The 26390-nt window shown below is 45.2% G+C and carries 22 protein-coding genes; 7 read left to right on the forward strand and 15 right to left on the reverse strand.

All coding sequences use genetic code 11. The annotated features are described in order from the left end of the window. Positions 1–57: 57 nt before the first annotated feature. Together EMM73_RS13475 and EMM73_RS13480 are read right to left on the reverse strand one after the other, a co-directional pair. On the reverse strand, positions 58–912 hold the full coding sequence (locus tag EMM73_RS13475; protein ID WP_127687119.1) for an alpha/beta hydrolase: 855 nt from the start codon (positions 910–912) through the stop codon (positions 58–60). Positions 913–939: 27 nt separating this feature from the next. Beyond that, complete coding sequence (locus EMM73_RS13480) at positions 940–1830, reverse strand: dienelactone hydrolase family protein (RefSeq protein ID WP_127687121.1); 891 nt, start codon at positions 1828–1830, stop codon at positions 940–942. A 555-nt stretch (positions 1831–2385) separates the two neighbouring features. On the opposite strand from EMM73_RS13480, the gene EMM73_RS13485 reads away from it, so the two are divergent. After that, on the forward strand, positions 2386–5166 hold the full coding sequence (locus tag EMM73_RS13485; RefSeq protein ID WP_127687123.1) for a TonB-dependent receptor: 2781 nt from the start codon (positions 2386–2388) through the stop codon (positions 5164–5166). A gap of 90 nt (positions 5167–5256) precedes the next feature. Further along, positions 5257–7272, forward strand: a complete 2016-nt coding sequence (locus EMM73_RS13490) for a metallophosphoesterase family protein (RefSeq protein ID WP_127687125.1) — start codon at positions 5257–5259, stop codon at positions 7270–7272. Positions 7273–7408: 136 nt separating this feature from the next. On the opposite strand, the gene EMM73_RS13495 is transcribed toward EMM73_RS13490, so the two are convergent. The 3 genes from EMM73_RS13495 to EMM73_RS13505 all read right to left on the reverse strand — a co-directional run bounded on the left by EMM73_RS13495 (position 7409) and on the right by EMM73_RS13505 (position 10253). Beyond that, positions 7409–8899, reverse strand: coding sequence for a hypothetical protein (locus EMM73_RS13495; protein ID WP_127687127.1), 1491 nt, complete (start codon positions 8897–8899; stop codon positions 7409–7411). Positions 8900–9049: 150 nt separating this feature from the next. Then, the gene (locus tag EMM73_RS13500) at positions 9050–9784 is read right to left on the reverse strand and encodes an MBL fold metallo-hydrolase (protein WP_127687129.1); all 735 of its coding nucleotides are present in this window, start codon (positions 9782–9784) and stop codon (positions 9050–9052) included. 130 nt (positions 9785–9914) lie between these two features. After that, positions 9915–10253: a YggL 50S ribosome-binding family protein gene (locus EMM73_RS13505; protein WP_186435223.1), complete on the reverse strand. Its 339-nt coding sequence runs from the start codon at positions 10251–10253 to the stop codon at positions 9915–9917. 366 nt (positions 10254–10619) lie between these two features. Between EMM73_RS13505 and EMM73_RS13510 the strand changes: the two genes are divergently transcribed. Further along, positions 10620–11372 (forward strand): class I SAM-dependent DNA methyltransferase, encoded by a 753-nt coding sequence (locus tag EMM73_RS13510; RefSeq protein WP_127687133.1) that lies wholly within the window; start codon positions 10620–10622, stop codon positions 11370–11372. A 188-nt stretch (positions 11373–11560) separates the two neighbouring features. On the opposite strand, the gene EMM73_RS13515 is transcribed toward EMM73_RS13510, so the two are convergent. Then, entirely contained in the window at positions 11561–13885 is a 2325-nt protein-coding gene (locus tag EMM73_RS13515) for a putative bifunctional diguanylate cyclase/phosphodiesterase (protein WP_127687135.1), read from the reverse strand. 232 nt (positions 13886–14117) lie between these two features. On the opposite strand from EMM73_RS13515, the gene EMM73_RS13520 reads away from it, so the two are divergent. Further along, positions 14118–14711 carry a LysE family translocator gene (locus EMM73_RS13520; RefSeq protein ID WP_127687137.1) on the forward strand — a complete coding sequence of 198 codons (594 nt, stop codon included), beginning with the start codon at positions 14118–14120 and terminating at the stop codon, positions 14709–14711. Here EMM73_RS13520 and EMM73_RS13525 read toward each other — a convergent pair. Continuing rightward, a complete protein-coding gene (locus EMM73_RS13525; RefSeq protein ID WP_127687139.1) occupies positions 14708–15547 on the reverse strand; it encodes an AraC family transcriptional regulator in 840 nt (279 codons plus the stop codon). The genes EMM73_RS13520 and EMM73_RS13525 overlap by 4 nt on opposite strands. Positions 15548–15819: 272 nt before the next feature. Here EMM73_RS13525 and EMM73_RS13530 point away from each other — a divergent pair, with 272 nt between their 5' ends. Beyond that, on the forward strand, positions 15820–17424 hold the full coding sequence (locus tag EMM73_RS13530) for an amidohydrolase family protein (RefSeq protein ID WP_127687140.1): 1605 nt from the start codon (positions 15820–15822) through the stop codon (positions 17422–17424). 97 nt (positions 17425–17521) lie between these two features. On the opposite strand, the gene EMM73_RS13535 is transcribed toward EMM73_RS13530, so the two are convergent. The 4 genes from EMM73_RS13535 to EMM73_RS13550 form a co-directional block, all read right to left on the reverse strand. After that, positions 17522–17764 (reverse strand): hypothetical protein, encoded by a 243-nt coding sequence (locus tag EMM73_RS13535; protein WP_127687142.1) that lies wholly within the window; start codon positions 17762–17764, stop codon positions 17522–17524. Positions 17765–17926: 162 nt separating this feature from the next. Continuing rightward, entirely contained in the window at positions 17927–18217 is a 291-nt protein-coding gene (locus tag EMM73_RS13540; protein ID WP_127687144.1) for a hypothetical protein, read from the reverse strand. Positions 18218–18292: 75 nt separating this feature from the next. Further along, the gene (locus tag EMM73_RS13545) at positions 18293–18598 is read right to left on the reverse strand and encodes a putative signal transducing protein (RefSeq protein ID WP_261373407.1); all 306 of its coding nucleotides are present in this window, start codon (positions 18596–18598) and stop codon (positions 18293–18295) included. Positions 18599–18812: 214 nt separating this feature from the next. Continuing rightward, a complete protein-coding gene (locus EMM73_RS13550) occupies positions 18813–20303 on the reverse strand; it encodes a mannan-binding protein (protein ID WP_127687145.1) in 1491 nt (496 codons plus the stop codon). Between the two features lie 412 nt (positions 20304–20715). Between EMM73_RS13550 and EMM73_RS13555 the strand changes: the two genes are divergently transcribed. Beyond that, positions 20716–21273, forward strand: coding sequence for a peptidylprolyl isomerase (locus EMM73_RS13555; RefSeq protein WP_127687147.1), 558 nt, complete (start codon positions 20716–20718; stop codon positions 21271–21273). 447 nt (positions 21274–21720) lie between these two features. On the opposite strand, the gene EMM73_RS13560 is transcribed toward EMM73_RS13555, so the two are convergent. Next, the gene (locus EMM73_RS13560; RefSeq protein ID WP_261373408.1) at positions 21721–22683 is read right to left on the reverse strand and encodes a sensor domain-containing diguanylate cyclase; all 963 of its coding nucleotides are present in this window, start codon (positions 22681–22683) and stop codon (positions 21721–21723) included. 198 nt (positions 22684–22881) lie between these two features. Here EMM73_RS13560 and ggt point away from each other — a divergent pair, with 198 nt between their 5' ends. Next, positions 22882–24561 carry a gamma-glutamyltransferase gene (gene ggt / locus EMM73_RS13565; protein WP_127687150.1) on the forward strand — a complete coding sequence of 560 codons (1680 nt, stop codon included), beginning with the start codon at positions 22882–22884 and terminating at the stop codon, positions 24559–24561. A gap of 62 nt (positions 24562–24623) precedes the next feature. Here the strand turns inward: ggt and EMM73_RS13570 are convergent, their stop codons facing one another. Genes EMM73_RS13570 through EMM73_RS13580 form a run of 3 tightly spaced genes read right to left on the reverse strand, consistent with a single transcriptional unit; the run spans position 24624 to position 26219 of the window. Then, complete coding sequence (locus EMM73_RS13570) at positions 24624–24971, reverse strand: AzlD domain-containing protein (RefSeq protein WP_127687152.1); 348 nt, start codon at positions 24969–24971, stop codon at positions 24624–24626. Continuing rightward, a complete protein-coding gene (locus EMM73_RS13575) occupies positions 24964–25692 on the reverse strand; it encodes an AzlC family ABC transporter permease (protein ID WP_127687154.1) in 729 nt (242 codons plus the stop codon). The genes EMM73_RS13570 and EMM73_RS13575 overlap by 8 nt, the downstream gene beginning before the upstream one ends. Then, complete coding sequence (locus EMM73_RS13580; protein WP_127687156.1) at positions 25689–26219, reverse strand: helix-turn-helix domain-containing protein; 531 nt, start codon at positions 26217–26219, stop codon at positions 25689–25691. The genes EMM73_RS13575 and EMM73_RS13580 overlap by 4 nt, the downstream gene beginning before the upstream one ends. Positions 26220–26390: the final 171 nt, after the last annotated feature.

Below are 26390 nucleotides of genomic sequence, written 5' to 3' on the forward strand. Positions count from 1 at the left end.
ACAAGGCGGCTGATGCCGCCTTGTTATTATCCTCACAGAATCAACTGCAGAATCCAGTTAGGGTGCAGTATTCTTATTAAGATGACGCAAACCAAAGTACCAGCTTTGTAATGCGACAGTGCCATGACTCTCATTTGGGAAAAATTGTTCTGCCACCTGCACTGTTGGGTGTGTTTTCAGGCGAGTCACCAGTTCCATCCCCCATTTGTAATTGGTCTCGCCTATATCACCGAAAGCTTCATTATTAGCAAAAGAGAACCACACATTCGCTTTAGCCCGACTTTTATCGTAGTCAAGCTCACTATACTTTCGATTCAGGTAATTGTTATCCCATAAAGATGTCGGATCGATAATTAGATAGTCCGTAAAAACATCTGGTTGAGTCAGCAATGTATGAGCTGCAAACAAACCGCCAAAAGACTCTCCAACCAGAATCCTTTTCTCAGACGTTTGATAGTTTGAGTTAATCTTTGGGATCAGCTCTTGCTGGAAGAACTCGATGAAACGGTCGGCTTGACCAATGTTATCAAACTCCTCAAGTAGTTTTCCTTTAAACATCCAGTCAACATTTGTTGGTGTCAGATCTCGCTCCCGAATAGCGAGCTCGCTGTTGGGTACAGCGACAATAATTGCTTCATTGACCTGCTGCTCCAGAATTTCTGTACTTAAAGCGTCCTGGATACCTGCCACTACATTCAGTCTGCGTTGATCACCATCCAACAAATAAATAACAGGATATTTTTTATTCGACTTACCATAAGAAGGTGGCAGGTGCACTGCAAAATCACGTTTTTCCTGCATCACTTTAGAGTCAAAACTCTGCCATTCTCCAAGCGAATCTGCAGCCTGGAGCACAGCTGGCGCACTGGCAAGCACGCAGACAAACACTAGTTTACAGAGGAGCTGACGCATAAAATTACTCCGTTCATATGAATGGTTTTAACTCAAATGTTGTTTAAAAAATGCCAGCGTGCGCTGCCAGGCCAGTTCTGCTGCGGCTTTATCGTAGCGTGGTGTGGTGTCGTTATGAAAACCGTGTTGAGTATCAGGGTAGACAAAACTCTGAGCGTCTTTTCCAGCAGCTTTCAGTGCCTCGTCGTAAGCCTGTGCGCCTGCATTTATCCGCTCATCGTCACTGGCATAATGAATCAGCAAAGGCGCCTTGATTGCTGCAACTTTGTCTAAATCTCCCTGACGGCCATAAAAAGGTACAGCAGCAGCTAAATCCGGTAACTCTGTTGCAAGGAAGTTAGACATGCCACCGCCATAACAAAAACCAACTACCCCTACTTTGCCATTGCCCTGAGGCAGCTTTTGTAAAATGCGTACACTTTCAATAAAGTCCTGCCGGGTTTTGTCCTGATCCAAAGTGGCAAACAATTCGCGGGCTTTGTCTTCATCTCCAGGATAGCCGCCAAGCGGAAACAAAGCATCTGGTGCAAAGGCGATAAAACCAGCCAACGCCAGACGGCGTGTGACATCTTCAATATGCGGGTTTAAGCCGCGGTTTTCGTGCACCACTAAGACCAGAGGTAGCTTGGTCCTGAGCTTATTCGGCTTTGCAAGGTAGCCCCGCAATTCACCGTAACCTTTTGGGCTCGGGTACTTGATATACTCAACCTCAAGTGCCGGATCATCAGCTTGAATTTGCTGGCCCATCGCATAATCAGGCGCTAAGGCCTGCAACAGAGTCAGAGCTGTCATACCGGCTACAGTAAACTTTGCCGCACCAGTTAAAAATTCTCGCCGGCTGATATCACCGTGAACATAACGGTCAAACAACCTCAAGGCTTCAGGATGAAAATCTTTTGCTGTTTTACGATCAGACATAAGTACTCCCGGTCATAACAATTTTGGCAAGGTGCTGTTAGCCAGCACCTTTTGTATAGGGTTTCATACTGCACCTGATAAAGCGCCAGATCCAATATTTAATTTTCTATCAAAGCTTATTTGACAAAAAATCAAGGTAAAGCCTTAAAGCTTAAACATTTATCGCAAAAAAATGGCGTTTTATCGCTATCTTTTTAACACAGTAGCCAGTAGCTAGTCTGAGTCGTACTTGCCACCTAGTGCACGTAAAGCAAGAATAAGGCTTAGCGGAAAAAATATAAAATAAAGACGCAAAACATTGATTTAAAACAACTTATTAAAAACAGAAACAAAGAACCAAATGAAATCGGTTACATCCCCTCTTCGACTATGTGGATAAGATATAACGCCTTTAGGTCAATTTATTTACAACTTTAGCCTTAGCTGTTTGATTTAACTGAAATAAAAACATCACAGTTGATCTGTAATCTCGCCCGGCGTTGAGCACCACAGCTGTAGTTCTTCAGATCCAGTGTGGTGTAGAAAAAACAAAAAACATCAGCTATGGATTTGGGAATGAAACATCAGAATCAATACCGTCATCAATTTATGTCAAAACGCACAGCCTTAAGTCTGGCTGTAGGTCAGTTACTACTGGGCTCTGCTATCAGCTTGCCAGTTTGTGCGCAAGACAAGCAGACAGAGCAGAAAGTTGAAGTTATCGCAGTCAAAGGCACTTACAGCAAAAGCTTGGAACAAGCTGTTGATATGAAAAAAGAGAATATTGGTTTCTCTGATTCCATGGTAGCAACAGATATTGCCGACTTCCCTGAGCAAAACCTTGCCGAAGCCCTGCAGCGTATGCCTGGTGTTACCATTGAACGCAACAAAGGCTTAGGTAGCAAAGTAAACGTACGTAGCCTGCCCTCAGAATTTACTCACGTGTCTATCAATAATCTGGCCACAGCCTCAGGCAGTGGTGGCCGAGATGTGGAATTTGATATTTTTGCCTCTGAAATCATCCAGAGCGTGACAGTACAAAAGTCACCGACCGCAGCAGATGAAGAAGGTGGGATCGCAGGTTCAGTACAAATTGGTACAGCAAAACCTTTTGATTACAGCAACGCCCAATTTGTGGTGTCCGCTGAAGGTGCTCATAATTCTATTTCAGAAAAAACTGATCCTAAGTTTTCTTTCCTTGCCAGCGATACCTGGGGTGACTGGGGCGCTTTAGTGTCTTTCTCAAAAGCTGAGCGCAGTAATAGAACAGATTCAAACTCTGGCATCAACTTCCGTCCTATGAGCCGCTTTCTCGAGGCTTCAGCGCCTCGTTCCACTCAGGCTGCCGCTGTATTGCAGCGGGACGCCGGTGTTGTAGTCAGTAATTTTAAAGACAAAAATGAAACCAGCCGGATCATTTTTCAGGATAAAGTGGGCGACCGTTTATTCCAAAGCGAACAGGACAAATGGGGCAGCACTGCCTCCATCCAGTACAAACCGAGCTCAAGCTTCAGCCTGGCTTTTGACGCCATGTTAGGGGGATTCGACAACACGGAAGATGAGTACGACGCAGCAGCTTATACCGCATCAAGTCGCAGTACTCTGGAAACTATTCATGAGTATGATGACAGCACTTTAGCTGAATACAACATGGTCGTGCTAACCGACGTATCTTACACCGCCACTCAGCACGAATTCCTCAGCAAAGAAAGGGTCAACGAAACCGACTTCACCCAGTACAGTGCCACTCTGGATTGGTTAGTCAATGGTTGGGATATCAATGCTTTAGTAGGCTACTCAGGTGCAGAAAAAACCGCCGACTACGCCAACCTGAAACATGTGGCTTATGCACCATCACGCAGTCGCTGGACAGCCAAAGGTGGTGAAACCCTGAAGAGCGACAATCCGGCCAGCATAGATATGTACAATGCAGCCGACAAATACTTGTTTGAAGCCTATGAAACTCAACTGGAAGCTGTGCAGGATGACAAATATGCCGCTCAGCTAGACTTCAAAAAAGAGCTGGAATTGTCCGTGTTGCCAGCACTGAGCAGCGTCCAGTTTGGCGTTCGTTATACAGACAAATCAAAAGAACGTAACTTTGGCGAGATAAAAATTCAGGGGCCAAAAGCTGGCGACAGCTCTTACGTAAATAAACGTACACTGAAAGACAGTGAATTGGGCTATGTCACCGATATCGCCTCTGGTGGAGCTTATAAGGCAAAAGACCTGAACTGGATGCAAGTATCAAATGACTATGCCCGCAGCACCTTCAGATACGAAGGTTTCTTTACGCCATTCCAGGTTAACCAGTACTACCGTGTTGACGAAGAAGTAACAGCTTTGTACGCCATGAGCAATTTCGATTTTGAAATTGCTGGTCTGGCAAGCAAGTTGAACGCTGGTGCACGAGCTGTGGATACTAAAGTGACATCTTTTGGTTACCACCCGATTCAAAACGCAGATGGCACTACAGGTTACACTGAAGATCCAGTGTCTGCAGACGGCAGCTACAACGACTTGTTACCTAGTTTTAACCTGACAGTGGAAGTGGCAGAAGATGTGATTTGGCGCACAGCGGCGTCCGAAACCTTGATGCGTCCTGCGCTGGGCGATATTGCTTACAAACGTACCGTCAGTTGGAACCAATTCCGCTTTAAAGACGGCAACCCGGGCCTGAAGCCAACCAAAGCAAAACAGTGGGAAACCGGTGTTGAATGGTACATGGAAAACGGCGGTATTTTAGCAGCGTCATACTTCTGGAAAGATATTGAAGGTGTAGTTCGGGAAGCGCTGACCGGAGTAGTGGCAGATGTAGAAAAACGTAATGCCGACGGCTCACTGGATGGCTATTACGATTTTGAAGTCTACCAGCCGGTCAATGCAGAAGGTTCTTACAAAGTGACAGGCCTGGAACTGATAGCCCAGTTGCCTCTGACTATGCTGAGTGAATCGCTGGAAGGTTTTGGCATCAATGCCAACTACACTATGCTGGATAACAGCTTAACCGGAGCTTCTGACTTAGATATACCGACACCGCCAGAAGGTTTGGCAGACTCAACTTACAACTTTACCTTGTACTATGAAAACGATACTTTTGATGCCCGCCTGTCTTACAACTACAAAGACAAGTACGTAGAGTACATTCACCTGAATATGTACCCTGTGTACCGCGACGCTTATGGTCAGACGGATATAGCTTTAGGTTACCAACTGACCGATAACGTGAAAATGAGCTTGAAAGGCATCAATATCACAGACGAAGAAACCAGCGGTTACACCATGAACCCTGCTTTCCCTGTCATGAGTGAATTTTCGGGCCGACGTGTCAGCTTAGGGATCCGCGCTGATTTCTAACACAGCTCTAAAGCGTATTTAGCTGATAAGATCCATCAAGGCCACAGCACTCTCTGTGGCCTTTTCTATTCCATTGATAAGGAAAAGCTGATGAAAACAGTGTTTTTTTGCTCTGTATTGGCTCTGCTTGCTTTACCGGCACAAGCTATGCAAAAAGCGCAAACAGAGGCTCAGGTACAAATTGCCTTCTTACCAGATGTGCATTTTCATGATGTCTATGCAGAATTTAACGATGGCAGCTATAAAGGTTTAACGGATAACAACTATCATCCAGGCAAAGCAGCTACCATCCGCACTATGGGTGCTCAACTGCAATCCACCCGCCTTTTTAATGAGAACTACTTTGCACTGCATGCTGCTTTGGATGATCTGGTGCGTCGTAACGTGAAATTAGTGGTATTACCTGGTGATTTCAGCGACGACGGTCAGAGCGTACATACACGTGGATTAAAGCGTATATTGCAGCATTATAGCCAGCACTATGGCCTGCGTTTTTTACTGACCTTGGGCAATCATGACCCTGTGAAACCCTATGCCCAACCTGCTGGTAAAGCCGACTTTTTGGGGGCGGATGCAAGACCTCTGGCGATTTTCAGCCCAGGTTCTGAGCCCTGCGAAAATAAAGATAAAACTGTCATTTGCACTGAAGAAGTGAAAGAGCTGGGTTACTCTGAATTAATGACAGAGCTGGCCGATTTTGGTTTTTTCCCTCAACCCCACTATCTGTACTGGGAGACGCCTTACAGCGACTACTCCACTAACAATTACAGTTATCACCAGGCTATGGCACAGGCCGATTTAAGCAGGCGCCAGTTTGAGATCTGCCAGCAAGGTGCCGGCGGTGCTTATAAAAAACCAGGGGATAGCCATTGCTATCCTATTCCGGACGCCAGCTATCTGGTGGAACCCGTCAAGGATCTGTGGTTGTTAGCCATAGATGCCAATGTTTACAAACCTAAAGCTGGTTCGAAAGGCCCTGCGACAGCTGCAACTTTTGAAGCGAGTGGCAATGCTGGCTACAACGCTATGTTTGACTATAAACCTGCGGTGTTAGCCTGGGCAAAACAAGTGGCGGCACGCGCTAAAGCTCAGGGTAAAACCCTGATTAGCTTTAGTCATTACCCAATGATTGAGTTTTATCAGGGCCAAGCTCAGCCTATTGCCTCTTTATTGGGAGAGAAACACGGCCAACTCTCGCGTAGCCCCCGGCAGCAGATCAGTCATCAATTAGCAGACCTTGGCATACAGTTGCATATAGGCGGCCATATGCATTTAAATAACACAGCTGTAGTGAGGTCTGATTCAGGCAATAGTCTGGTAAATATTCAGGCCCCTTCTTTGGCCGCTTATGTACCCGCCTATAAACTGCTGACACTGACAAGCCCGACACAAGTCAAGGTTCAAACTATAGTGCTGGATGATGTGCCAGGCTTTCAGCAATTATTTGGCCATTACAAAAAAGAATGGCAGCAGCTAAAGCAAGATAACAAAGCGTTGTGGGATCTGAATATTTTGCAAGCGAAAACATACCGCGAATATGCTAACGGTCATTTACGTGAACTGACCAGGCTACGCTTTTTACCCAAAGACTGGCCTGACGAACTGCGCGAAATGCTGTTGGCGTTAAATGCTGAACAAATGCTGATCTTGTCTCTGCTCGATAGCACAGCTACCCTGAGTCAGTTTTCGCCTGCTCTGTTGCAACAACTAAGTCAAAGTGCTGAATGGCAACTGGCCAGACAAAAAGCACAGAATCTGGCGCTGGCAGCAGGACTAAAGCTCGAAAACTTAGCCCAATGGACGGGCTTTGATTTAGTGCTGGATTTCTACAGGTTACAAAATGCGGGCCAGTTGGCTTTGCCTGATATACCGGCACAGCGACTAAAGGAGTACAGCTTTTTTACCGCGACGCTGCAGCCAGTTGAAAAACCTGCTCAAAAAAGTCTTCCATGGACACAATGGACTTTGCCTTATTATTGCCAGCACCAATTCGGTGCTTTATTTCAGATCATAAATGGCTTTTTAACAGGCCAGCCAAATGCTGATTTTATCTTGAATATGCAAACAGGCGACATCACTGCTTTCAACGAGAGTCAGGCGCATTAGCGCCTGACTCTAAGTAGAGAGCTAACTCAGAGCTATAGCCTGAGGTTCGGGAAATAACAACTTTGAGTCCTTCTTAACAATTTAAAAACAGGCCACCGAATCAGGCTCTCGCAATCAAAAATAAGTTGCACCAGTGTTATCTGAGCAACTTTCTAATGTAAGCTCCGACAAAAGTTGTGATAAAAAACACGCCGACATAACTTTGCAATGCCACCAGAAAAAGAAGGTCATTTTTTGAATCCAGGGTAGTAGCCCAGGAGCCGAAAAAGGCACCGCTAAAACTCTGAATACTCAACAGACAGCTTTCTTTCACTGAAAGTGCGTTCGGACTTAAAAAGTACAACGCAGCGAAAAGAAGAATCACCATAACAGATGATAAAGCTATGTTAGAGATGCGTACCCCCCAACCAAACACTCGCCCTAGCACAAACTTTGTCAGTATTCCGGCAGCAGACATATCACGCATGTGAAAAAAAGCCATATCCTCATAGGCCAACTTGCCTGTATCGTGAAACCAGTGCTTTAAGTTTGAATACTGTTCCTCCATACTTTTGTTCGAACTGCATTGGACTAATCCAGCGAATTTACGGGGAGAAAAAAGGTTGAATTTAGCTTTACCAACAAAAATATCAGGCACGTTGGTGTAAAATCGAGTTGATATAAATCTGTAGAGATCAACAGCCTCAGCCTTGGCTGTTTGAACGTCTTCCAGGTAAGTACATTGAGACACTGAACTGTTCGCTAACGAAATCCTACTCTGGATATCGCAGTTTTCTAACTTTAGGTTTCTGCCGACCATCACCTCAGACAAGCTGACACTCTGCATCACCTTCAGATTCTTCAGTTCAATATCTTTTTGCACATGGCTCGAGAACACAGTCACATTTTTTGCGATTAATTCAGATAAATACAAAGAATTCATTTCGACATTTCGTAAAGTGACTGTATCAAATTCATAGCCAAAAACTCTTATATCTGCAGAACTTCTGGTCAAATTCGCCTTTTCATTTTGATAACATTCTGAACCAATACAAAGATGGCCTATTGGCATTTTTATGCCGGACACCTCATCCTGACGATTAAATATTTGGATCTCCGAACGAAAATCTCCACCTATGCTAAGCACACCGGCAACAGAGACCTCATTTAGCCAAATCATATCTGCAGGGCCTTTGACTCCTAAGTCAAGATAGATGTTTTGGCAACTGACTCCGCGTAGGGACAAACCACCTTCACCATAAAAACTAACAGATTCAAGGTGCACTGAACCAGTGAACTGACTGGCCTTCAGGCTAAAATGTTTATAAAAGGTGCAATGAGGAAACCAAATCGATTTACTGAAAACTGAGCTCATCAATCTGAAATTATCCAGAAAAGTGCATTGACAAAACAGCAGGTCCTGTTCAAATTTTAAATCGGTTAAATAAATTTCCTCAAATTCACACTGGTAAAAAATCAAGGTTTTATTAGCTGAGCTGGCAAACGCAGCAGCCAGAGTTTGTGATGTGAATGTTATGCCGGTAAATTCAACAGTATCAGCAGTCACTTCGGCCCCATCAAACTGTAGAGCGGACAATAGGATCCCGCGAAAACAATGCTCAGGATTTATGATGTCCTGATACTGCATCAGATAGCTCTGGTTTTGTACCAACTGGGTAACACTGAATTTTTTTAATTCAGTCCAGTAACAAAAACGTATATCACCGGCAGAGTCCATCAATAAAGAAAAACGGTGGTTGACTTTATCTTGATATATACACTTCAATGCGTCCAATGCTTAAAACTCCACACTCATGCCTTGTTTGGCAAAACCTGAAAAATATGCGTTCACTTGCTGTTCAAACATCGGCCAACTGTCTTCATAACTCATCAGATACAGTTTCTTTCTTATCGCTTCGGGGTAATCGATCAGACTGGCTAAAGTAGCATGCACAGGATTCCAGTCTGAGAGCGTCACATCATGAAATCCAACTTCAAAACTAAGTTCTGACAGGATCTCTGGTATTGCAATAGTGTCAGACGAGTAAAATATCTTGTCATTAACGCACAAACCCAGCGTCTTTTTGCCCGGCGTATGAGCGACCTCAAACACATCATAGTGATTGCCGCAACTCACGAAGCTTGGACCTGTAAGTGGGCATAATTCAAAATAATCATCAAAAGCTAAACTGCCCTCTCCAATTTTGGACAAAGAGCCTTTTAGAGTTTGCTCCCACAACTCATGATAAATGTCGGGGTGATAATGCAGTTTAATTCTTTTTTGATATTTAAAACGAGTTTCATAAGCGAAACGCTCAAGTCCGAAGACATGATCACCATGGACATGAGTGATAAAAATTTCGTCGATATCACCTATAGTCAAAGCCAGATCATGCAATGCATGTTTTGCAGTGTGTCCACAATCAATCAGCAAAGTGCCATCTGAATTAGACACCAACGCATTGTTGTTATAATGCAACAAGGACTCTGAATGACCGCAACCTAATATAGTGAATCTGTTGTTTTTATCCATGATGCCGCTCTCCGAAAGGCTCAGGTTTAAGAGATCGGCAATGATGCAGTGCTAGCCCATACCAATCGCTGAGCTCAGGTTAAACTTGAGCTCAGTTGTTCATTCACTCAACCAAAAATCTGATATGGCCTCAGAAACTAACACCGTAGTTCGCGTCTACTAACTCACTAACCTGCAATTGAGCCACCGAAGGCAAGACTTTAAACCACTCAGAGATCACCTGGATGTCCTCTGCTGTTGCAGAGCCATAGCGGTGTGCAGACCAGATAAAAGCCTCAAATTGAGTTTTGTCGCCACCACCGGCCATGACCAGATCACGACTTTCAATCAGAGCAATAAATTGGTCCAGCAGTTTGCTGAAATCCTGGTCAGATTCCAGGCCTAATTCGCAGGACAACATAAAACCGTATTCGGTAAATTCACCCAGATAAAGCTTTTTCTGCAAACGACGGCTTTTAGGTTTAGACATGAGATCTCCTTGGCGCATCTGCCACAAAATAGGCCCGATGCAGTTGTTAATACAGAACTGTATAGCTATAGGATCTCGTTATCCGGCCCTGTTAAGCAAGCTTTTTTTAGCAAAGTAGTTAATTAGACTGCGGAATTCTGGCTTTTCCTTAGTTGCCAAGCTTCGCAAAGGCATTGAACTGATATATGATGCGCGGCCGAAAAATCGACCAAAAAAGCTCACTTTCCAGCCAAATGAATTGGAGTCGCTGCAAAGCGACCAAAGAGCGAGTAGCCATAAACAGAGTTGTCCTATGTGATTGGGTTGAGGCTCTTTTCGACGAAATCAGATAATCAACACAGCTTCAGGTTCAACTAAGAAAAATATATGCACTCATCCAACGCACTTTACACCGACCTGTCAGGTTATTATGACCTGATGTGTGCTGATATCGACTACCAAACGCAAAGTCAAAGCGCAGGTCGGTTACATCAGTTTTTTGGCGGGGATGGCCGAACTCATCTGGATTTAGCCTGTGGCACAGGCCCCCACATCCGACATTTTCTGGACGCAGGCTATCAAAGCTCCGGCCTGGATCTTAACCAGCCAATGTTAGATAAAGCTCAGTTACGTTGCCCTGAAGTCAGCTTTATGCAACAAAATATGTGTGATTTTGAGCTGGCCGAGCCAGTCGATTTAATCACCTGCTTTTTATACTCCATTCACTACAGCGCCAGTATTGATAACCTCAAAGCTTGTATTAACAGCGTAGTTAAAGCGCTAAAGCCAGGCGGCGTTTTTTGTTTTAATGCAGTGGATAAAGATAAAATCGACAATAACTCTTATGTCCGGCATAAAGCTGTTTTTGATCAAAGTCATTTTGTATTCGAATCGGGCTGGAACTATAGCGGTCAGGGTGAGAAACAAACGCTGAATCTAAGCATAGAAAAAACCACAGCAGGTCAAACACAGGTCTGGCAAGATCAACACCCTATGGTTGCCGTCAGCTTTCCACAACTGGAGCTCTTGTTAAGTCCAAACTTTGAAGTACATATTCTTGAACATAACTACGAGAAGATAGCCAGCTGGGATAAAGAAGCAGGCAATGCACTTTTTTTGTGTGTAAAACGGCCCGTTTAGCCCATCGTAAAATTGTCCTGCAAAAGTGGAATAGTTTTTATCCTAACTCAACGTAAACTGATATGAAAACCCATCTGGATTTAGTCCAATCGGTATTAGGTTTACCAGCTACAAAAAATGACTGGAACTGCAAATAAGGCGGCGCTGCGTGAATTGAAGCATTGAAAGTATGGGCCGGGCATCACTGGTTACAGGAACCCAGATGGAACAACAGTGTGCGCAAGGATTGTTTCAGACTCCTCATCGGCTTTTTCACTCTCTTTTTGCGCCAGTGACAGGAGAGCTAAAGCATCTTCAATATTCAGCGGTTTACCAAAGAAGTAGCCTTGAAATTCATGACAGCCGGCCAGCCTGGCTGCCTCTGCTTGTTGCAATGTTTCCAGCCCTTCAGCAACAACTCGTAACCCTAAAGCAGCCGCAAGTTGACAAATAGCATGCACTACAGCTGTGCTTTCCTGCTCTGGTAGCGGATCAATCAGCGCTTTATCAATTTTTAATGAGCTAAGTGGTAATGTCCTTAACATACTCAGTGAAGAGAAACCTGTACCAAAATCATCCATAGCAATAGAGATACCAAGTTCCCTCAGTTTTTTTAACTGATTTTGTGTTTGTTCAAGATTTTCTATTGCCGCACTTTCGGTAATTTCTAACGTCAGCAAATGAACAGGGACCTTAAACTCGGTCAGTATATCCATCACAATGTCGGGAAACTGAGAATTTAGCAATTGTAAAGCAGATACGTTGACCGCAACAGGAAGACAATCAATGGCCGCAGCGCGCCATTGTGCTAATTGTCGGCAAACAATTCTGATAATCAAAGTACCAAGTTCAACGATCAACCCAGTGTTTTCTGCGGCCTGAATAAACTTTTGCGGGCTAACCAAGCCATAGCCTTTGCGATTCCATCGAGCCAGAGCTTCAAAACCTAAAAGTCGATGCGTGACAGCATCAACTTTAGGTTGATAACACAAAAAAATTTCTTGCTGCTTTATCCCAATTCTCAAAGCCTGTTCTAATGCAAGTAAATCGCAGGCAACATCTGCATCGTCTGAATCAGCATAGACTAATTGAGTGCCAGGCTTGGTTTTAGCCAAATGCATTGCTGAATTCGAGGCTCTAATCAATTGTTCGACATGGCTCCCATGTTCAGGATACAAGGCACAACCAATTGACACATCGATGTAAAACTCACCAATAGAAACTTTCAAAGGTTTAGAAATAGCAGCAATAATCAAGTCTTCTACATCTCTGTTATTCTGGTTAACCTGAGAGTGAATCAACACTGCAAACTCATCAATGCCAATGTGAAATATCGTACCTCTGCTTGCCAGAGCCGCTTGCAAAACTGCTGCTAAAGATTGAAGAATTTCGTCCCCCAAACCAAAGCCATGAGCAGAGTTAAATAATCTAAAACGATCAATATTCAATATAAAAATACCGACACGGCTTTGCTGATCTGACTCTGTAATCAATCTCCCAAACTGCTCTAGTAACAAGTTACGATTCGGTAAGCCTGTTAAATTATCATGAGTCGCCCGATACAATATTTGTCGCGTTGTTTCCATACGCTCTGTTTCATCAGAAATTAACACGCAGATCGCATACTTATGGTCCCATCTAACCTTGTATGCAAAAAATAGCAGATCTCGTACTAGTCCATCCACACGTACCCGAGGACCTTGCCAGCTAAGGCTCTCAACTTGCTCTGACATCAGCTTGTTGTAGTTTTCCCAAAAAATCTGATTTTGATTGTTCGGTTCGATAGATAGTAAAAAATGCTGCGTTAACTCTTGCTGATTTTGAGCGCCATAAATTCTTAGTATTGCACTGTTGCTGTAAATCAATTCTCGCTCGCTAACCACAGCCACACCTTGCACTGAATAGTCAGTTAAGCGTGTAAAGCGTTCATTTAAAGCGCGGGTCTCTTTAGCAGCTAAATCAACCGAGACATACAAGGCTGCAAAACCTATCGCAGTCCGAATAACAGTGCCTGCGGCAAATTGCAGTTCAATAGAGGCCGGTGAACCGCTGATTGAAATCAAAGGATGTAAGGCTAAAAGTATAAGTAAAGGGCCTATCAGTTGATGTGATCTGGAGCTGTGCTTCAACGAATTAAACGCCAGTACACCTACATAAAAATAAATAAGAGAAACAATAACTTGAGAACTTATTGATTCGGTTCTAGCAGAAACCGTCACCATGATTAGTAACAAAATGGCAAAAAACAGTAGAGCCCTAACCTTGCTCATTCTGTACCCACTCAATTCAGTCACGCCTGCAACAAGCAAATAAATACTGATGCAAGCGACGAACGGAATAAAGTACAGATTAACAGGGCTAGTGGCGGGTACATCAGAAAAAAGCGTGTAAATGAACACTAAGGCCGCAACACAAATAAAAGACAAACCTAACTTGATAACAAATCCTTGGTTTTTATTGCGCTGCCAAGCAAAAAGCAAGCTAATCCCTACTACTGTTTGGATAGCCACAGCCAACAAAAATAGCGAATTCATATATGCTCTCTGCAAAAAAACTAATACTGACTTTAGTTTATCTGTAAAAAGGGGGATGAGCTAATTTGAAAAAATGGGTCAGTTGAAGAATTTATAAGGTTGTTTGCCATCATTACTTTTTAGTTGTGACTAAAAAGGCCAAAGGAAAACGCAAAAAGGTCAGTTTTGTTCAATACAGCCATCAGCAGGCAGTTCATAGTCGCCCACTTCAAACATCAGCTTTGGAGTACTTATGACCTTATCCCTTCTCCTGTCTATGGCTTTATTTGCCTTTGCCGCCTCATTTTCACCTGGCCCTGTCAATCTGGTATCGGTAAGCTCCGGGGCCAGATATGGTCTCAGTTCAGGACTAAGCTTTGTAACAGGCGCAACATGTGGATTTGTTCTGCTGTTTGTACTGATAGGTTTGAGTCTGCACCATGTGCTATCTGTCTTGCCTCTGCTCACTCAGGTTCTGCAATGGCTCGGCGTCGCCTTTTTACTCTACCTGAGCTACCAACTATTCCATGACAACGGCGAGCTGTCTGAACAGGCCAGCAGCAAAGCTCCGGATTTTAGCACCGGAGTTGTCATGCAGTGGCTCAACCCCAAAGCCTGGCTGGCGTCTTTATCTGGCATAGCCGCCTATATTCCCGAAGCTACAATCAGCCAATTACTGATTTTTGCTGGTATTTACCTGCCCATTTGTTGGTTGTCTTTGTCAGCCTGGCTGTGGGCTGGAATTGCCTTGGGTCATTATCTGCAAAAGCCTGCCAGAATGCGGCTGCTGAATAAAAGTCTGGCTCTGCTGCTTGCGGCTAGCTGCATTTTTCTGCTTGTACCTTAACACTGCTTTGACACTGAGCGGCGATACTGATCCGGTGTCGCCGCAACTCTTTGTTTAAAAGCGCGCTGGAAATGCGCCTGATCACTAAAGCCTGTGTTTTGAGCAACTTCAGCTATGGCTTCACCTTGCTTTAACGCCTGCTGCCCCAGCTGCACTCTGCGGTTTAACCTATAAGCGTGAGGAGTCAGATGAAAATGTCGTTTAAAGGCCCGCACTAAATAACCTGCGCTGAAACCAAAGTCGGCGCTAATGCTTTCTATCGCCCTATCCTCTTCACAATGCTCGCTCAGATAATGAGCTACCTGATACAAAGGATTGGGAGCTAATAAAGTCGAGGTGTTCTGCGGCCTCTGATCCAGCTGTAAAAATAGTTTGGCCAGATAAGCCTTCAGCTGCTGCTCTTTGTCTCCCGGACTATGCTGTGACGACATCAGGTATTGAGCCATCACCACAAAATCGCCAAAGAATTCAGGTTCAGACCAGGTATCAAGGCTGGTATTGCGCCATTCTGTTACAGTACGAACCCCAGACTGGGCTAAAAAATCAGCCAACCAGTTTGTATCCAAATGCAGCATATAGTAGGACCAGGCTGAACCTTGGCGCGGATTACAGGCATGCACCTGGTCCGGATTCATCATCACCAAAGCGCCTTGCTCCACATAATACAGTCGATCTGCGCAGAGAAACTCACTTTGTCCTGCCAGAATAGCGCCAACAGACCATTCTTTGTGTGAATGCAAAGCGTAACTGACTTTGCGCCCATCCTGAACCCATCTTAATTCAACAGAAGGCAGGCTCTGATCGCGCCAGAATAGTGGCTGAGTTGCATGAATCATAACAGTGTTTCACAGTCCTTTAACTGATTGGCACCTTATCTAACTAAGTGCCTGTAGAGCATTGCCAACTATCAAATCCTGGATCAAGTCTAAAGACAAGTACCTTTTATCTGCGCTTCATGCTGCTGTTTTGCTTTTAAATCCTGGATTGATTTACCAGCAACCTATTATCGCTAATAAAAGTCCGTTAAACCTATTGAGTTGCAGCAACAGCCACCAGTTGCCATAGTGAACCGCAGCCTTATCAAAACAACAAAAAACAAGGAAATATTATGCGTATTCTGTGTTTTATCGGTGCAGCTTTATTGCTGACACTCTGTGGTCAGCCAGTGGCTGAAGCAGCTGCTACAGAACGAACTCCATCAGCGCCAGAAAGAGACAGAGGTGAAGGCCCCTACAAGCGACTGATTTTACGCGGCGGCACTTATATTAGTGGTGAAGGTGCTCCACCTGTGGGGCCTGTAGATATAGTGATAGAGCAAGACCGTATCACAGAAATTACTGCTGTCGGCAATCCGAGTGTGCCCATTTTGCCTGAAGGCCGGCCGAAAGCCCAGTCTGGCGATCAGGAAATGGATGTAAGCGGTATGTATATACTGCCAGGCTTTATTGATATGCATGGCCATATTGGTGGTTCCGCCAGCGGCATACCAGCCGAATACGTTTTTAAACTCTGGCTGGCGCATGGCATTACCACAGTGCGGGAACCTGGCAGTTTTAATGGCATCGACTGGACTATGCGCCATGTCAAAGCTTCAGAGAAAAATAGCATAGTAGCACCCCGCATTGTGCCTTATATCGGCTTTGGTCAAGGCCTGAGCAAGCCTGTCTTTAGTCCTGAACAAGCGCGGGATTGGGTGCAGACTGTCAAAAAATCCGGCGCCGCTGGCATTAAGTTTTTTGGCGCTACCCCTGCCATTATTTCAGCAGCTTTAGATGAAGCCAACAAACAAAAACTCGGCACTATGATGCACCATGCGCAATTAAATGTGATGGGAACTAATGCTTTGGATAGCGCCCGTATGGGCTTAACTTCGATGGAACACTGGTATGGTTTACCAGAAGCGTTGTTTACCAGTCAGGTGATCCAGAATTACCCAGCCAATTACAACTATCAGAATGAGCAGGATAGATTCGCCAACGCTGGCTTGTTATGGAAACAGGCGGCAGAACCAGGTTCAGACAAATGGAACAAGGTGCGGGATGAACTGATCAAACTAAACTTTACCATCAACCCTACCCTGACCATTTATGAGGCGACACGGGATGCCAGTGCTCAGCGTAATGCTGAATGGCATCAGGATTACACTTTGCCAACGTTAACCAGGTTCTTTCAACCTAACCGTTATGCTCATGGCTCGTTCTGGTTTGACTGGACCACCGATCAGGAAATTGCCTGGCGCGAAAACTACCGTATCTGGTTCCAGTTTTTAAACGACTACAAAAACCATGGTGGCCGCGTGACAGCAGGTTCGGACGCTGGCTATATCTACAAAATTTATGGTTTTGCCTATATTCAAGAGCTGGAACTGCTGCGCGAAGCAGGCTTTAATCCGCTGGAAGTGATACAAGTTGCCAGCTTAAATGGCGCTCAGGCTTTGGGTATGGAGCAAGATATCGGCAGCTTAGTCCCGGGCAAAAAAGCCGATATGCTGATCGTTGCAGAAAACCCACTGGCGAATTTTAAGGTGCTTTATGGTACCGGCCACTACCGCTTAGATGACAAAAACCAACCGGAGCGCAGTAAAGGTGTGCGTTATACCATCAAAGACGGTGTAGTGTACGATGCGCAACTATTACTGAAAGACGTACGTGCTCTGGTGCAAAAGGCCAAAGCTCACCAAGCAGAGTTGGGTAGAAGTGCTGCTGTAGAATAGCTCCATACTGCTGTGGTAAGTTTAGCCACAGGATTGAAAGAGCTGAATGCAGTGAACTGAAAGCACTGCATTTAAAGCAGAACCTCAGGTGGCAGTATCAGATTTTGCTGCCCTTTTCTGCAACAGAATCATCAGTGTCGCTTGCTGGCAATGCTTTCAATTGCTCCAGAATCAGGCAGTCCTTGTGCTTCTCATTTAGTGTTAACAGCTCATCCGCCCAGCTTAGTGCAATTTTTTTGATCAAACCAAGCCTGTGGTCCGAGCAAAACGCATTAGGATATCGTTCAACTAAAAGGGACAAATCACGCATCGCATGCAGCTTTTCGTTGTGAGAAGACATAAAAAATCCTTTTTCAGTGTCTGAGTAAATGAGTCGTCATAGGTGCAATTTAAACTTAACACAGCTTGTGCCGAACGCAAGAACAGCACCACCTCACTATAGGTATTGCACAGTACAGCTATAGAGCTGCAGGCAGGCACCAGCGCTGTCTTGAGGCATCTGTCAATCTGTTGCTTGAATCGCGACTGTCGCCACTTCAGTCACTGTTTTAGCACCTGAACGTTCAATAATTTTTACTAATACAGATTGAATAGTTGCATCATGTCGCACATCTTCTGTGCTGGAGAATCGTTGTTCCATAGCAACAGCACCCTGTTCCAGAACAAAAGTAAGTAGTACTTCAGTGGCCTTATCCGCGCTCCTGCCAGAATATGTCAGGGATAAAGTAGGATAACCGGCGAAGCCTTTCGTCAGCTGTTTAGCGAGGCGTTTTTTAGCTTTATCTAAGTTCATGGTTTTAAATGTAAAAAGTAAGACTAACCTGACTATACAGGCTGCACTGTACAATGCGCAGCTTTTTCGGTCAGGTCAACCAGCCTCAGTGCCGCAATTCCAGCACAACTCAAAAGAGGCTGCATTGTCTTCAGCGCATCTGCTGCAGTGCCAGTCTGCAGCCTCACTATCGAGTTTCAGATTGTTTAAAATCATCACAGCTAAAGCAAAATCACTTTCGTCAAGCAGCCACAACTCCAGCCAGCTATCAAAAGCCGAGGCTTCTCCTATCAGGCTGACCGCATGTTCATTTTTAACAAAAACTTCAAAACCACGACGTTGCAGAATATTTTTGATATTACTAACGATAAGCCGGTTTTCATGGGTGTAGATCATTTTCATGCTGGTTTAACTCCTGAAATCACACCAGACGCAACTCCATAAACTCTGGACCTGACAAGACGAAGTATCAAGCTTCTGCAAGGTTTTTCAGCCGATTCAGGCATAAAGAGTGCTATTGAAAAGACATTACTCTCCATGAAAAAGCCACAGTCTGAACAAGCACACTGTGGCTTTATGCAAAAATTAAAATCCAGGCTGATCAAATCAGCTCGTTTTACAAGCCAGTACAACCACAAACTGAACCTGCGCTGGAATTGGCGTTCGTCCAGTTGCCATTCCACTTCAGGTATTTTGCTGTGCTTTGACATATACCTTTTTCACCGCCACAAATACCAGCTGCGGCGCTATTGCTAACAATTTGGGTAGGAGAAGTAATATCAATATTCTCGCCCTGACCTATTTTGATGTCTTTAAAAATATGACTCAGTGCCTGAGTGGTGATGTTATTGCTCACTTGCTGGGCTGTACCTGCGTAGTTATGGCAGCCAAAGCAATTACTGGCAAAGGTATTGTTCAGATTGACGTGCTGATAATCGGTTTCAGCAACTGAGTTGGCTAAACGTAAGGAACCACGTTCATTCGGCACTCCAATTCCACCTGAGCTTTGGCTGATATCACTAACCCAGAGTGCGCCAACGGTAAAATAGTTTGCCAATACTTTCATAGCCGCAGGAGTGTCAGCTTGGGTTAATAAAGCCAGTAATTCACTGTTTTGGGTTGTAACATCCGTCAGATTTTGTGCCGCTTGGGGGTCACCAGATGCAGTGCCGTAGGGATGGACCCGGCAAATATTAGTCGGCTTGCCTGTCGAGGATGTTTGTTTTTTCAACGGGTTATTAAAATCACACTCAGCGGCTACTTTTCCCTTGCTGGGATCTGCGCTGTCAGGCAAAGCGGCAGTGCAACTGGCACTGGCAAAAGTCCATGCAGTGTCATTTTGAGCATCAGGCGGCGTACAATCCGGGGTATTGTTCAAATGCTCATAAGTGGTCCAAATAAACTCAGGATGATCTTTAGTCGCAGCCACCATATGCATACCAGCCAGACCTAAAGTGACGTCTGTTCCGGCAATGCTTTGCTTTTGTGTCACAAAGCGATTCGAATTTATTTCAGCCTCTGACAATACTTTCCAGCCGAATTTCAGCTCCATAGTGCCGGCGGGGAAGTTAACGATATTTTGTTTTTGCAATTCTACAGCACTACCCGTTAAAGCACACAACGACTTGCTAAAGCGCACGTCGTAATACACCACATTGCCATCTTGTGCATAAATAGTGGCGCCGCCTCCTGCCTGCCCTGTAGTCACCGAAGTTCCTGTACCTGCTTTACTTAAAGCTGTTCTTAAGGTCGGCCCCTTAATGCTAGCGTCACAAGAGTTAGCTGGAGTAACGCCATCAGCCTGATACTCCAGCACAGGATAATTGAGCTGGTTCATAAAATTACGTTGCCCGTTCGAGTCCTGCGACATCAGATATAAAAAAGTTTGAGTAGAAAACTGGTAAAAATCACAAAAATTTGAACTGCCATCAGCACCACTTTTTTTTACTTCAGTAGGTAAACTAGGACTTTTCAACCAGCTTGGATCAACAGGGCAAGCCGAAGCGTCAGAACCAGAGCTGGCATAAGCTTGATTTGCCGATACCGGCTGTGGCCAGCAGTAGCCCAAAACTAAACTGCTCACCAGTAGTTTTTGTAAGGTATTCATCTGCAGTATTCCTTCCTTTGCTTAGTGTTCATTGTATAAAACAGGTTTTACCTGTTTTGAAAACTTTAGTTGCTAAATCAGAAAAAGAAAGAGTATTGAAAGAAAATGTGAGCTCGCCTCGGTCAACTGTGGCAATCTCATCCATGCACTTAGAACTTTGCTACCTAACCTGATATGAACTCGGGATAATGAGTGTCGACTTTTTTCGATTTAATCAATTAAATCAACGAAGTGAAATAATTACGTCAAGCAAACAAAGTCTTTGCTGACTGAATGCACAGATTTTTGTGGATCTCGAGGCGCGAAAAGATGTCTATTCAGCGGCACGGCTTATTACCAGTTAAGATTACCTGGTACAGTACTGTTAGGCTGGTGCTTTCTCCGGGCAAGCTAAAAACAAGGATGTCGCTTTATGAAAATGAAATTGGTTTGGCTTTTCACTTTGTGTTGTTCAAGCACCTTGGTTGTAGCGGCTCCAAAAGCTGTGATCACAACAAATCTGGGGGAAATGACTTTTGAACTGGACGACAAAACCGCGCCTAAAACGACGGCGCAGTTTATCCGTCTGGCGAAGAATGGCTGGTATGAAGGCAAAAGCTTTTATCGGGTCGTCCGGGGCCATGTAGCGCAAGCAGGTATCAATGATGACAACCATCCCGATCATAAAACCTATCAGGTGGATGCCGAATTCTCCCAAAACAAACCGCAAATCAGAGGTAGCCTGGGTTTAGCGCGAGACGAGGATCCCAATAGCGGTAGTACAGAGTTTTACATTTGCCTGGAACGACGCGCGCATTTAGACGGCCTGTACACTAACTTTGGCCAATTAACAGCGGGTGATGCTGTGCTAGACAAAATAGCTGCGGTGAAAGTAACTGAACTATGGCTGGATAACCCGGGCGGTCAACCTATCGCCTTCCATCAGCCCGAGACACCTGTTGTGATCCAGTCGATTAAAATCCTGCCTTAACTGCAATCTGTGGTCAGGCAACTCTTTGTGTACTTAATCACTTTTATTACCTGGCCAAGATAACGACTAGTAGTAAAGCTGCACTGACCACAACAGATACAGAGCCAGGTAACTGGCAATAAACAAAAACGCCAGTGCAGTCAGCGCATACTGTATTCGTTCTGGCCAAAGGCCTGATGCCAGTATACTTTGCGTGAGCAGTATCACTGCAACAACAAATCCGAACAGCGCGAAAACGCAAAAAACTTTCACATCAACTGATCACTGCACTGATGTTAAAAAGTCTGTTGGCTTCAATTTTTACCCTGAACCAAAAAACTACTCTATCAGTGTGATGGTTTCGTACTCTGATTAGCAGCTGACTCAGGGTGTCATGGGCTTATTTGATTCAGACAATAAATGAGTTCAGCTTTTCTCTTATCGGCAAGCTCTCATAAAGAGAGTGCTTTAAGGCGCCGTGCCTCTATCTGCTGCGTCGTTATATAAACACACTCTGTTGCGGCCTGAATTCTTGGCTTTTAGCATGGCTTGATCTGCTTTATGCAGTAAGTCTTCCAGCATAGCTTGTGGTTCTACACCGCCAGCAATCTCAGCTAAATTAGCACAGGCAATACCAAAACTGGCAGTACAGCCGATCTGACCTTGCTTAATAGCTATTTTATGTTGCTCAAAACCAGTACGCATGCGCTCAGCCAGCTGTCTGGCCTGTTCTTCATTGGTATCTGGCAGTACTACCGCAAATTCTTCTCCGCCCACGCGAGCCAGCACGTCGGAGCCTCGCACTATGCTTTGTGCCATAGCAGCAATGTTCACCAGCACTGCATCACCTGCGGCATGGTTCCACTGATCGTTCACCTGTTTAAAATGGTCTAAATCAAACATCACCACTGCCAGCATGTTCCCGGCACGATGCACTTGATGCACCACTTGCCGGCTCAGATTAAAAAAGGCTCTTCTGTTATACAGCTGCGTCAATTCATCCGTATTCGCTTGCCTTTCCGCCAAAGCCTTAGCCTCGGCCAGTTGCTGCTCCATCTCTTTGCGCTCGGTAATATCAGTGGCTATTTCAATACGAACCAGCCGACCATCCACCCAGCGGATCGCCTGATCGCGACACTGATACCAACGACCATTTTGGGTATTTTGAAACTCCCAGACATAAACGCCATTTGGTTCTCCATTCGCGTTCAGCAACCTGTGGTTGGTACAAAACTGGCAGGCAGAATTCTGACCAACCTGGAGTACCTGATAACATTTTCTGCCTGCAATAGGCCCCCATTGAGCACTACCATAATCGTTAATATACAACAGCTCATAAGTATGCAGATCCGACACATACACCAGTGCATCCAAGCTGTTAAGAATGGTTTCTATCGCCTGATAACTTTGCTTGCCTTGCGCAGACTGCACAGAGCTTGCCCCCTTATCAGCGCTACAAGCTGAACTCATAAAACACCCATTAACTGTAAAATTGAAAAAAAACATTAAAATTAAACATTAACATAAGTGAATATAACAATCTTGTTTTCAATCAATCCAGTTTAAAAAAACTCTTGTTATCAAAGAAATAACAGGTTAGAACTGGCTAAACAGAACAGGGAGTGCCTCATGAGTTACCGCTTTTTTTTATCCACTTGCATACTGGTTTTTTCACTGGTCATTGTACCTTTACAAGGGGCTGAAGCCAGAGCCCTGGGTCAGGGCGCCGTCGCCTCCCCCGATCAATATGGTGCTTTGGTGGCTGAACAAATACTGCGAAAAGGCGGTAATGCGGTGGATGCGGCCATAGCCATAGCTTTTACGCTAGCCGTGACTTACCCTGAAGCCGGCAATATAGGTGGCGGCGGTTTTATGCTGGTATGGTTTGATGGTAAACCTTACTTTCTGGATTACCGCGAAACAGCACCAGCTGCAGCACACAGAGATATGTTTCTGGATGCAGACAAGCAGGTCATTGAGAATTTAAGTTTAGTTGGCCATCAAGCCAGCGGGGTGCCAGGTACTGTGATGGGCTTGTGGCTGGCGCACAAGAAGTTTGGCTCACTGCCATGGCAGGACCTAGTAGCACCGGCCATTCATTACGCAAGCACGGGTTTTATAGTGGCTGAAAACCAGTATCAGTACCGCGCCGATTTACTACAGCAACTGGACGGAAAAACCAACTTCGCTCAGTACTTCGGTGCGATGAAAGCTGGTGAGAACTTTAAACAACCAGAACTGGCAGAAACCTTAAAACGCATCGCAGCCCAAGGCCCGGACGATTTTTACCTAGGGAAAACCGCAGAGCTGCTAGTCGCAGAAATGCAGCGTGGTAAAGGTTTAATCACTATGGCCGATTTAGCCGCTTATCGCGCGGGTTGGCGCGAGGCTTTAGTCACCTCATGGCGTGATAAGCAATTGATTAGTGCACCACCACCAAGTTCAGGCGGTATAGCACTAGCTCAGTTGTTAGGTTTAAAACAACGTCGCAGCAGCGATTTTACCGACGCACAACACAATAGCAGTCAGTACGTGCACTTAATCGCCGAGCTGGAAAAACGGGTTTATGCTGACAGAGCGGAGTATTTGGGCGATCCGGCTTTTGTTACTGTGCCACAGCAACAATTACTCGATAGCAGTTATCTGGACCAACGTGCTAAAGAAATCAACCCACTCGCTATCTCAGAAACCAAAGCAGTACAGCCAGGCCTTGAGGGCTATCACACCACTCACTTCTCTATTTTGGACAAAAATGGCAATGCAGTCTCAAACACCTATACGCTGAATCTGGATTTTGGCAGCGGCGTAGTGGTGCAAGGCGCAGGCTTTTTATTGAATAACGAAATGGACGACTTCTCTTCCAAACCCGGTGTGCCCAATGTTTTTGGTGTAGTGGGTAACGATGCCAATGCCATAGCGCCTGGCAAGCGTATGTTGTCATCTATGACACCCAGCATTTTAGTGCAGGATAACAAAGTTGAGTTAGTGGTAGGCACTCCGGGTGGATCTACTATCATCACCTCTATCTTTCAGGTGATTATTAACCTGTTCGACTTTGACATGCCACTGCAAAAGGCCGTCGCTGCGCCCCGTTTTCACCATCAGTTATTGCCTAAAGATCAGATCACTATGGAACCTTACGCCCCACTCCCAGCAGAAGTACAACAACAGCTGGTGAAAAAAGGCTACAAACTCCATACCCAAGGCTGGGATTTAGGCGATGTGCAAGCAATACAAGTGACATCGAAAGAGGTAAAAGCAGCAGCAGATCCACGCTCGCGAGGTGTGGCGAAGGTCATTCAGTATTAAGTTCAGTATTAGATTCAGTTTGTCATTCACGGGGCGGTATGAAGCCGCCCCTATCTTTTGACTCAACCAATCATCTTTAACAAAACAACTACACCGCCATACACAGCCACTCCAGTGCAAACAGGCCAACCTAAAGAGCGGGTGCGCTGCCAAACCAGAATAGTGCAAAGCCCACCCAGCATAGTTGCGAACCAGGAACTAATACCAGGATTGGCAGGTACCAGTGACACACCAAACATAGCGGCAATCATGGTGGGAGCCAATACTGTCAGCCAGACAGGCATAGCTTCAGTGCCATTGCTGATACTGCGGTGCAGTAAATGCCGTCGCATCCAAATCAAAGGTAAAGCCCTCAGTAAAAAGGTACCCAAAGCGCAGGCTAACATTAACAACCAAAGCGATTTATCCATGAATTTTTCCCTCCGCCTTTAGTTTGGCCTGCACCAGATAAAACAGCGACACACCACATAATGCCGCCAGCGGAATGGCTGAATTGGTCATACCTATCAGCTTGAGCAGCAAAGCTACCACTATGGTAACAAGCATGGTCAGGCTCCACTGCAAAGAGGTGAAACGTGGTGCTATCAACACCAAAAACAGTGCTGGCAAAGCAAAGGGCATGACTTCACCCAATAAAGGCCAACGACTGGTAATTTCAGCTCCGGCGACCGCACCTACAGCAGTGCCAACAATCCAGCTTCCCCAGGCAATTAAAGCAGCACTAATGTACCAACCCATTCGATCTTTTTGCTGCAACTGTGGCAGTCTTGTATGAGCCAAAGCAAAAATCTGATCGGTTAAACCATGCATCAGTACTGGCCACCAGCGGCTGTTTGATAAATAAGGCGCAATATTAGGCCCGTACACCAAATGCCGGGCATTGATCAGCAAGGTCATCACCAGCACCAACCAAAGTGGCGCGCCAGAAGCGACCATAGCAATAAACAAAAACTGCGAGGCGCCCGCATAGATAAGGGCTGAAATAAGCACAGTTTCCAGCGCACTAAAACCCGATTGCACTGCAATCAAACCAAAAGAAATAGCCACCGGAATATAACCGCCCAAGAGCGGCAACGCATCACGGGCGCCTTGTTGCCAGGCTGAGTTTTTTACAGCTTCAATTGAACTCATAGGGCCTCACCGCTTTGCCGGTACACAATGGTCAAAAGCGCAGTCGCCCAACTTTCGCCAGTGCGATACAAATGCGGCTCGTCAGCAGAGAAGCTATGGCTTTGCCCTGCTGTTAAGGTTTTACAATTACCTTCAATACCCACTTCAAGCTGGCCACTGATCAAAGTAATAGATTCCACAGTGCCAGCGGCATGAGCCTCCGCCTTGCGCTCTGTAAAAGGCGCACAAGACATCCAATAGGCATCGACTGGTGGTTTATCTTTGCCTTGATCAATCAGTCGCACCTGTACACCACAGTCACCGACCAAATCGCTGACTGGCGCAATCAAATTGCCAAAAGGGACTTGCAGTTGCAAAGACAAACGCCAGATGGTGTCCAGCGTTGGATTACCATTACCCTGCTCTAGTCTCGATAGATTGGACTTCGCAATACCAGCATCAACCGCCAGCTGCGACAACGACAAACCACGGGCAAGCCGCAAACTTTGAATATGTCGCCCCAGCGTATCAAGAGTCGCTTTATCCATCATAGCTCCAAATCGTTCTTTATATAGAACGTTCTATATAATGAACAAGCTCTTGTCAATGCCTTGTCAATGGATTGCCGATAAGTAGGTTGGTGCCGGTTATCACTTGAAGTCAAACACAGAGCCTGAAGCAAATTTTTAGTTAACCTGAACTCGGGATAATGAGTGTCG

The sequence above is a fragment of the Rheinheimera sediminis genome (genome assembly GCF_004005375.1).
Classification (GTDB): domain Bacteria; phylum Pseudomonadota; class Gammaproteobacteria; order Enterobacterales; family Alteromonadaceae; genus Pararheinheimera.

Excerpts from the sequence above, each read along its gene's own strand:
- EMM73_RS13475 (WP_127687119.1), bottom strand. The coding sequence starts at position 912 with ATGCGTCAGCTCCTCTGTAAACTAGTGTTTGTCTGCGTGCTTGCCAGT.
- EMM73_RS13480 (WP_127687121.1), bottom strand. The coding sequence starts at position 1,830 with ATGTCTGATCGTAAAACAGCAAAAGATTTTCATCCTGAAGCCTTGAGG.
- EMM73_RS13485 (WP_127687123.1), top strand. The coding sequence starts at position 2,386 with ATGAAACATCAGAATCAATACCGTCATCAATTTATGTCAAAACGCACA.
- EMM73_RS13490 (WP_127687125.1), top strand. The coding sequence starts at position 5,257 with ATGAAAACAGTGTTTTTTTGCTCTGTATTGGCTCTGCTTGCTTTACCG.
- EMM73_RS13495 (WP_127687127.1), bottom strand. The coding sequence starts at position 8,899 with ATGCAGTATCAGGACATCATAAATCCTGAGCATTGTTTTCGCGGGATC.
- EMM73_RS13500 (WP_127687129.1), bottom strand. The coding sequence starts at position 9,784 with ATGGATAAAAACAACAGATTCACTATATTAGGTTGCGGTCATTCAGAG.
- EMM73_RS13505 (WP_186435223.1), bottom strand. The coding sequence starts at position 10,253 with ATGTCTAAACCTAAAAGCCGTCGTTTGCAGAAAAAGCTTTATCTGGGT.
- EMM73_RS13510 (WP_127687133.1), top strand. The coding sequence starts at position 10,620 with ATGCACTCATCCAACGCACTTTACACCGACCTGTCAGGTTATTATGAC.
- EMM73_RS13515 (WP_127687135.1), bottom strand. The coding sequence starts at position 13,885 with ATGAATTCGCTATTTTTGTTGGCTGTGGCTATCCAAACAGTAGTAGGG.
- EMM73_RS13520 (WP_127687137.1), top strand. The coding sequence starts at position 14,118 with ATGACCTTATCCCTTCTCCTGTCTATGGCTTTATTTGCCTTTGCCGCC.
- EMM73_RS13525 (WP_127687139.1), bottom strand. The coding sequence starts at position 15,547 with ATGATTCATGCAACTCAGCCACTATTCTGGCGCGATCAGAGCCTGCCT.
- EMM73_RS13530 (WP_127687140.1), top strand. The coding sequence starts at position 15,820 with ATGCGTATTCTGTGTTTTATCGGTGCAGCTTTATTGCTGACACTCTGT.
- EMM73_RS13535 (WP_127687142.1), bottom strand. The coding sequence starts at position 17,764 with ATGTCTTCTCACAACGAAAAGCTGCATGCGATGCGTGATTTGTCCCTT.
- EMM73_RS13540 (WP_127687144.1), bottom strand. The coding sequence starts at position 18,217 with ATGAACTTAGATAAAGCTAAAAAACGCCTCGCTAAACAGCTGACGAAA.
- EMM73_RS13545 (WP_261373407.1), bottom strand. The coding sequence starts at position 18,598 with ATGAAAATGATCTACACCCATGAAAACCGGCTTATCGTTAGTAATATC.
- EMM73_RS13550 (WP_127687145.1), bottom strand. The coding sequence starts at position 20,303 with ATGAATACCTTACAAAAACTACTGGTGAGCAGTTTAGTTTTGGGCTAC.
- EMM73_RS13555 (WP_127687147.1), top strand. The coding sequence starts at position 20,716 with ATGAAAATGAAATTGGTTTGGCTTTTCACTTTGTGTTGTTCAAGCACC.
- ggt (WP_127687150.1), top strand. The coding sequence starts at position 22,882 with ATGAGTTACCGCTTTTTTTTATCCACTTGCATACTGGTTTTTTCACTG.
- EMM73_RS13570 (WP_127687152.1), bottom strand. The coding sequence starts at position 24,971 with ATGGATAAATCGCTTTGGTTGTTAATGTTAGCCTGCGCTTTGGGTACC.
- EMM73_RS13575 (WP_127687154.1), bottom strand. The coding sequence starts at position 25,692 with ATGAGTTCAATTGAAGCTGTAAAAAACTCAGCCTGGCAACAAGGCGCC.
- EMM73_RS13580 (WP_127687156.1), bottom strand. The coding sequence starts at position 26,219 with ATGGATAAAGCGACTCTTGATACGCTGGGGCGACATATTCAAAGTTTG.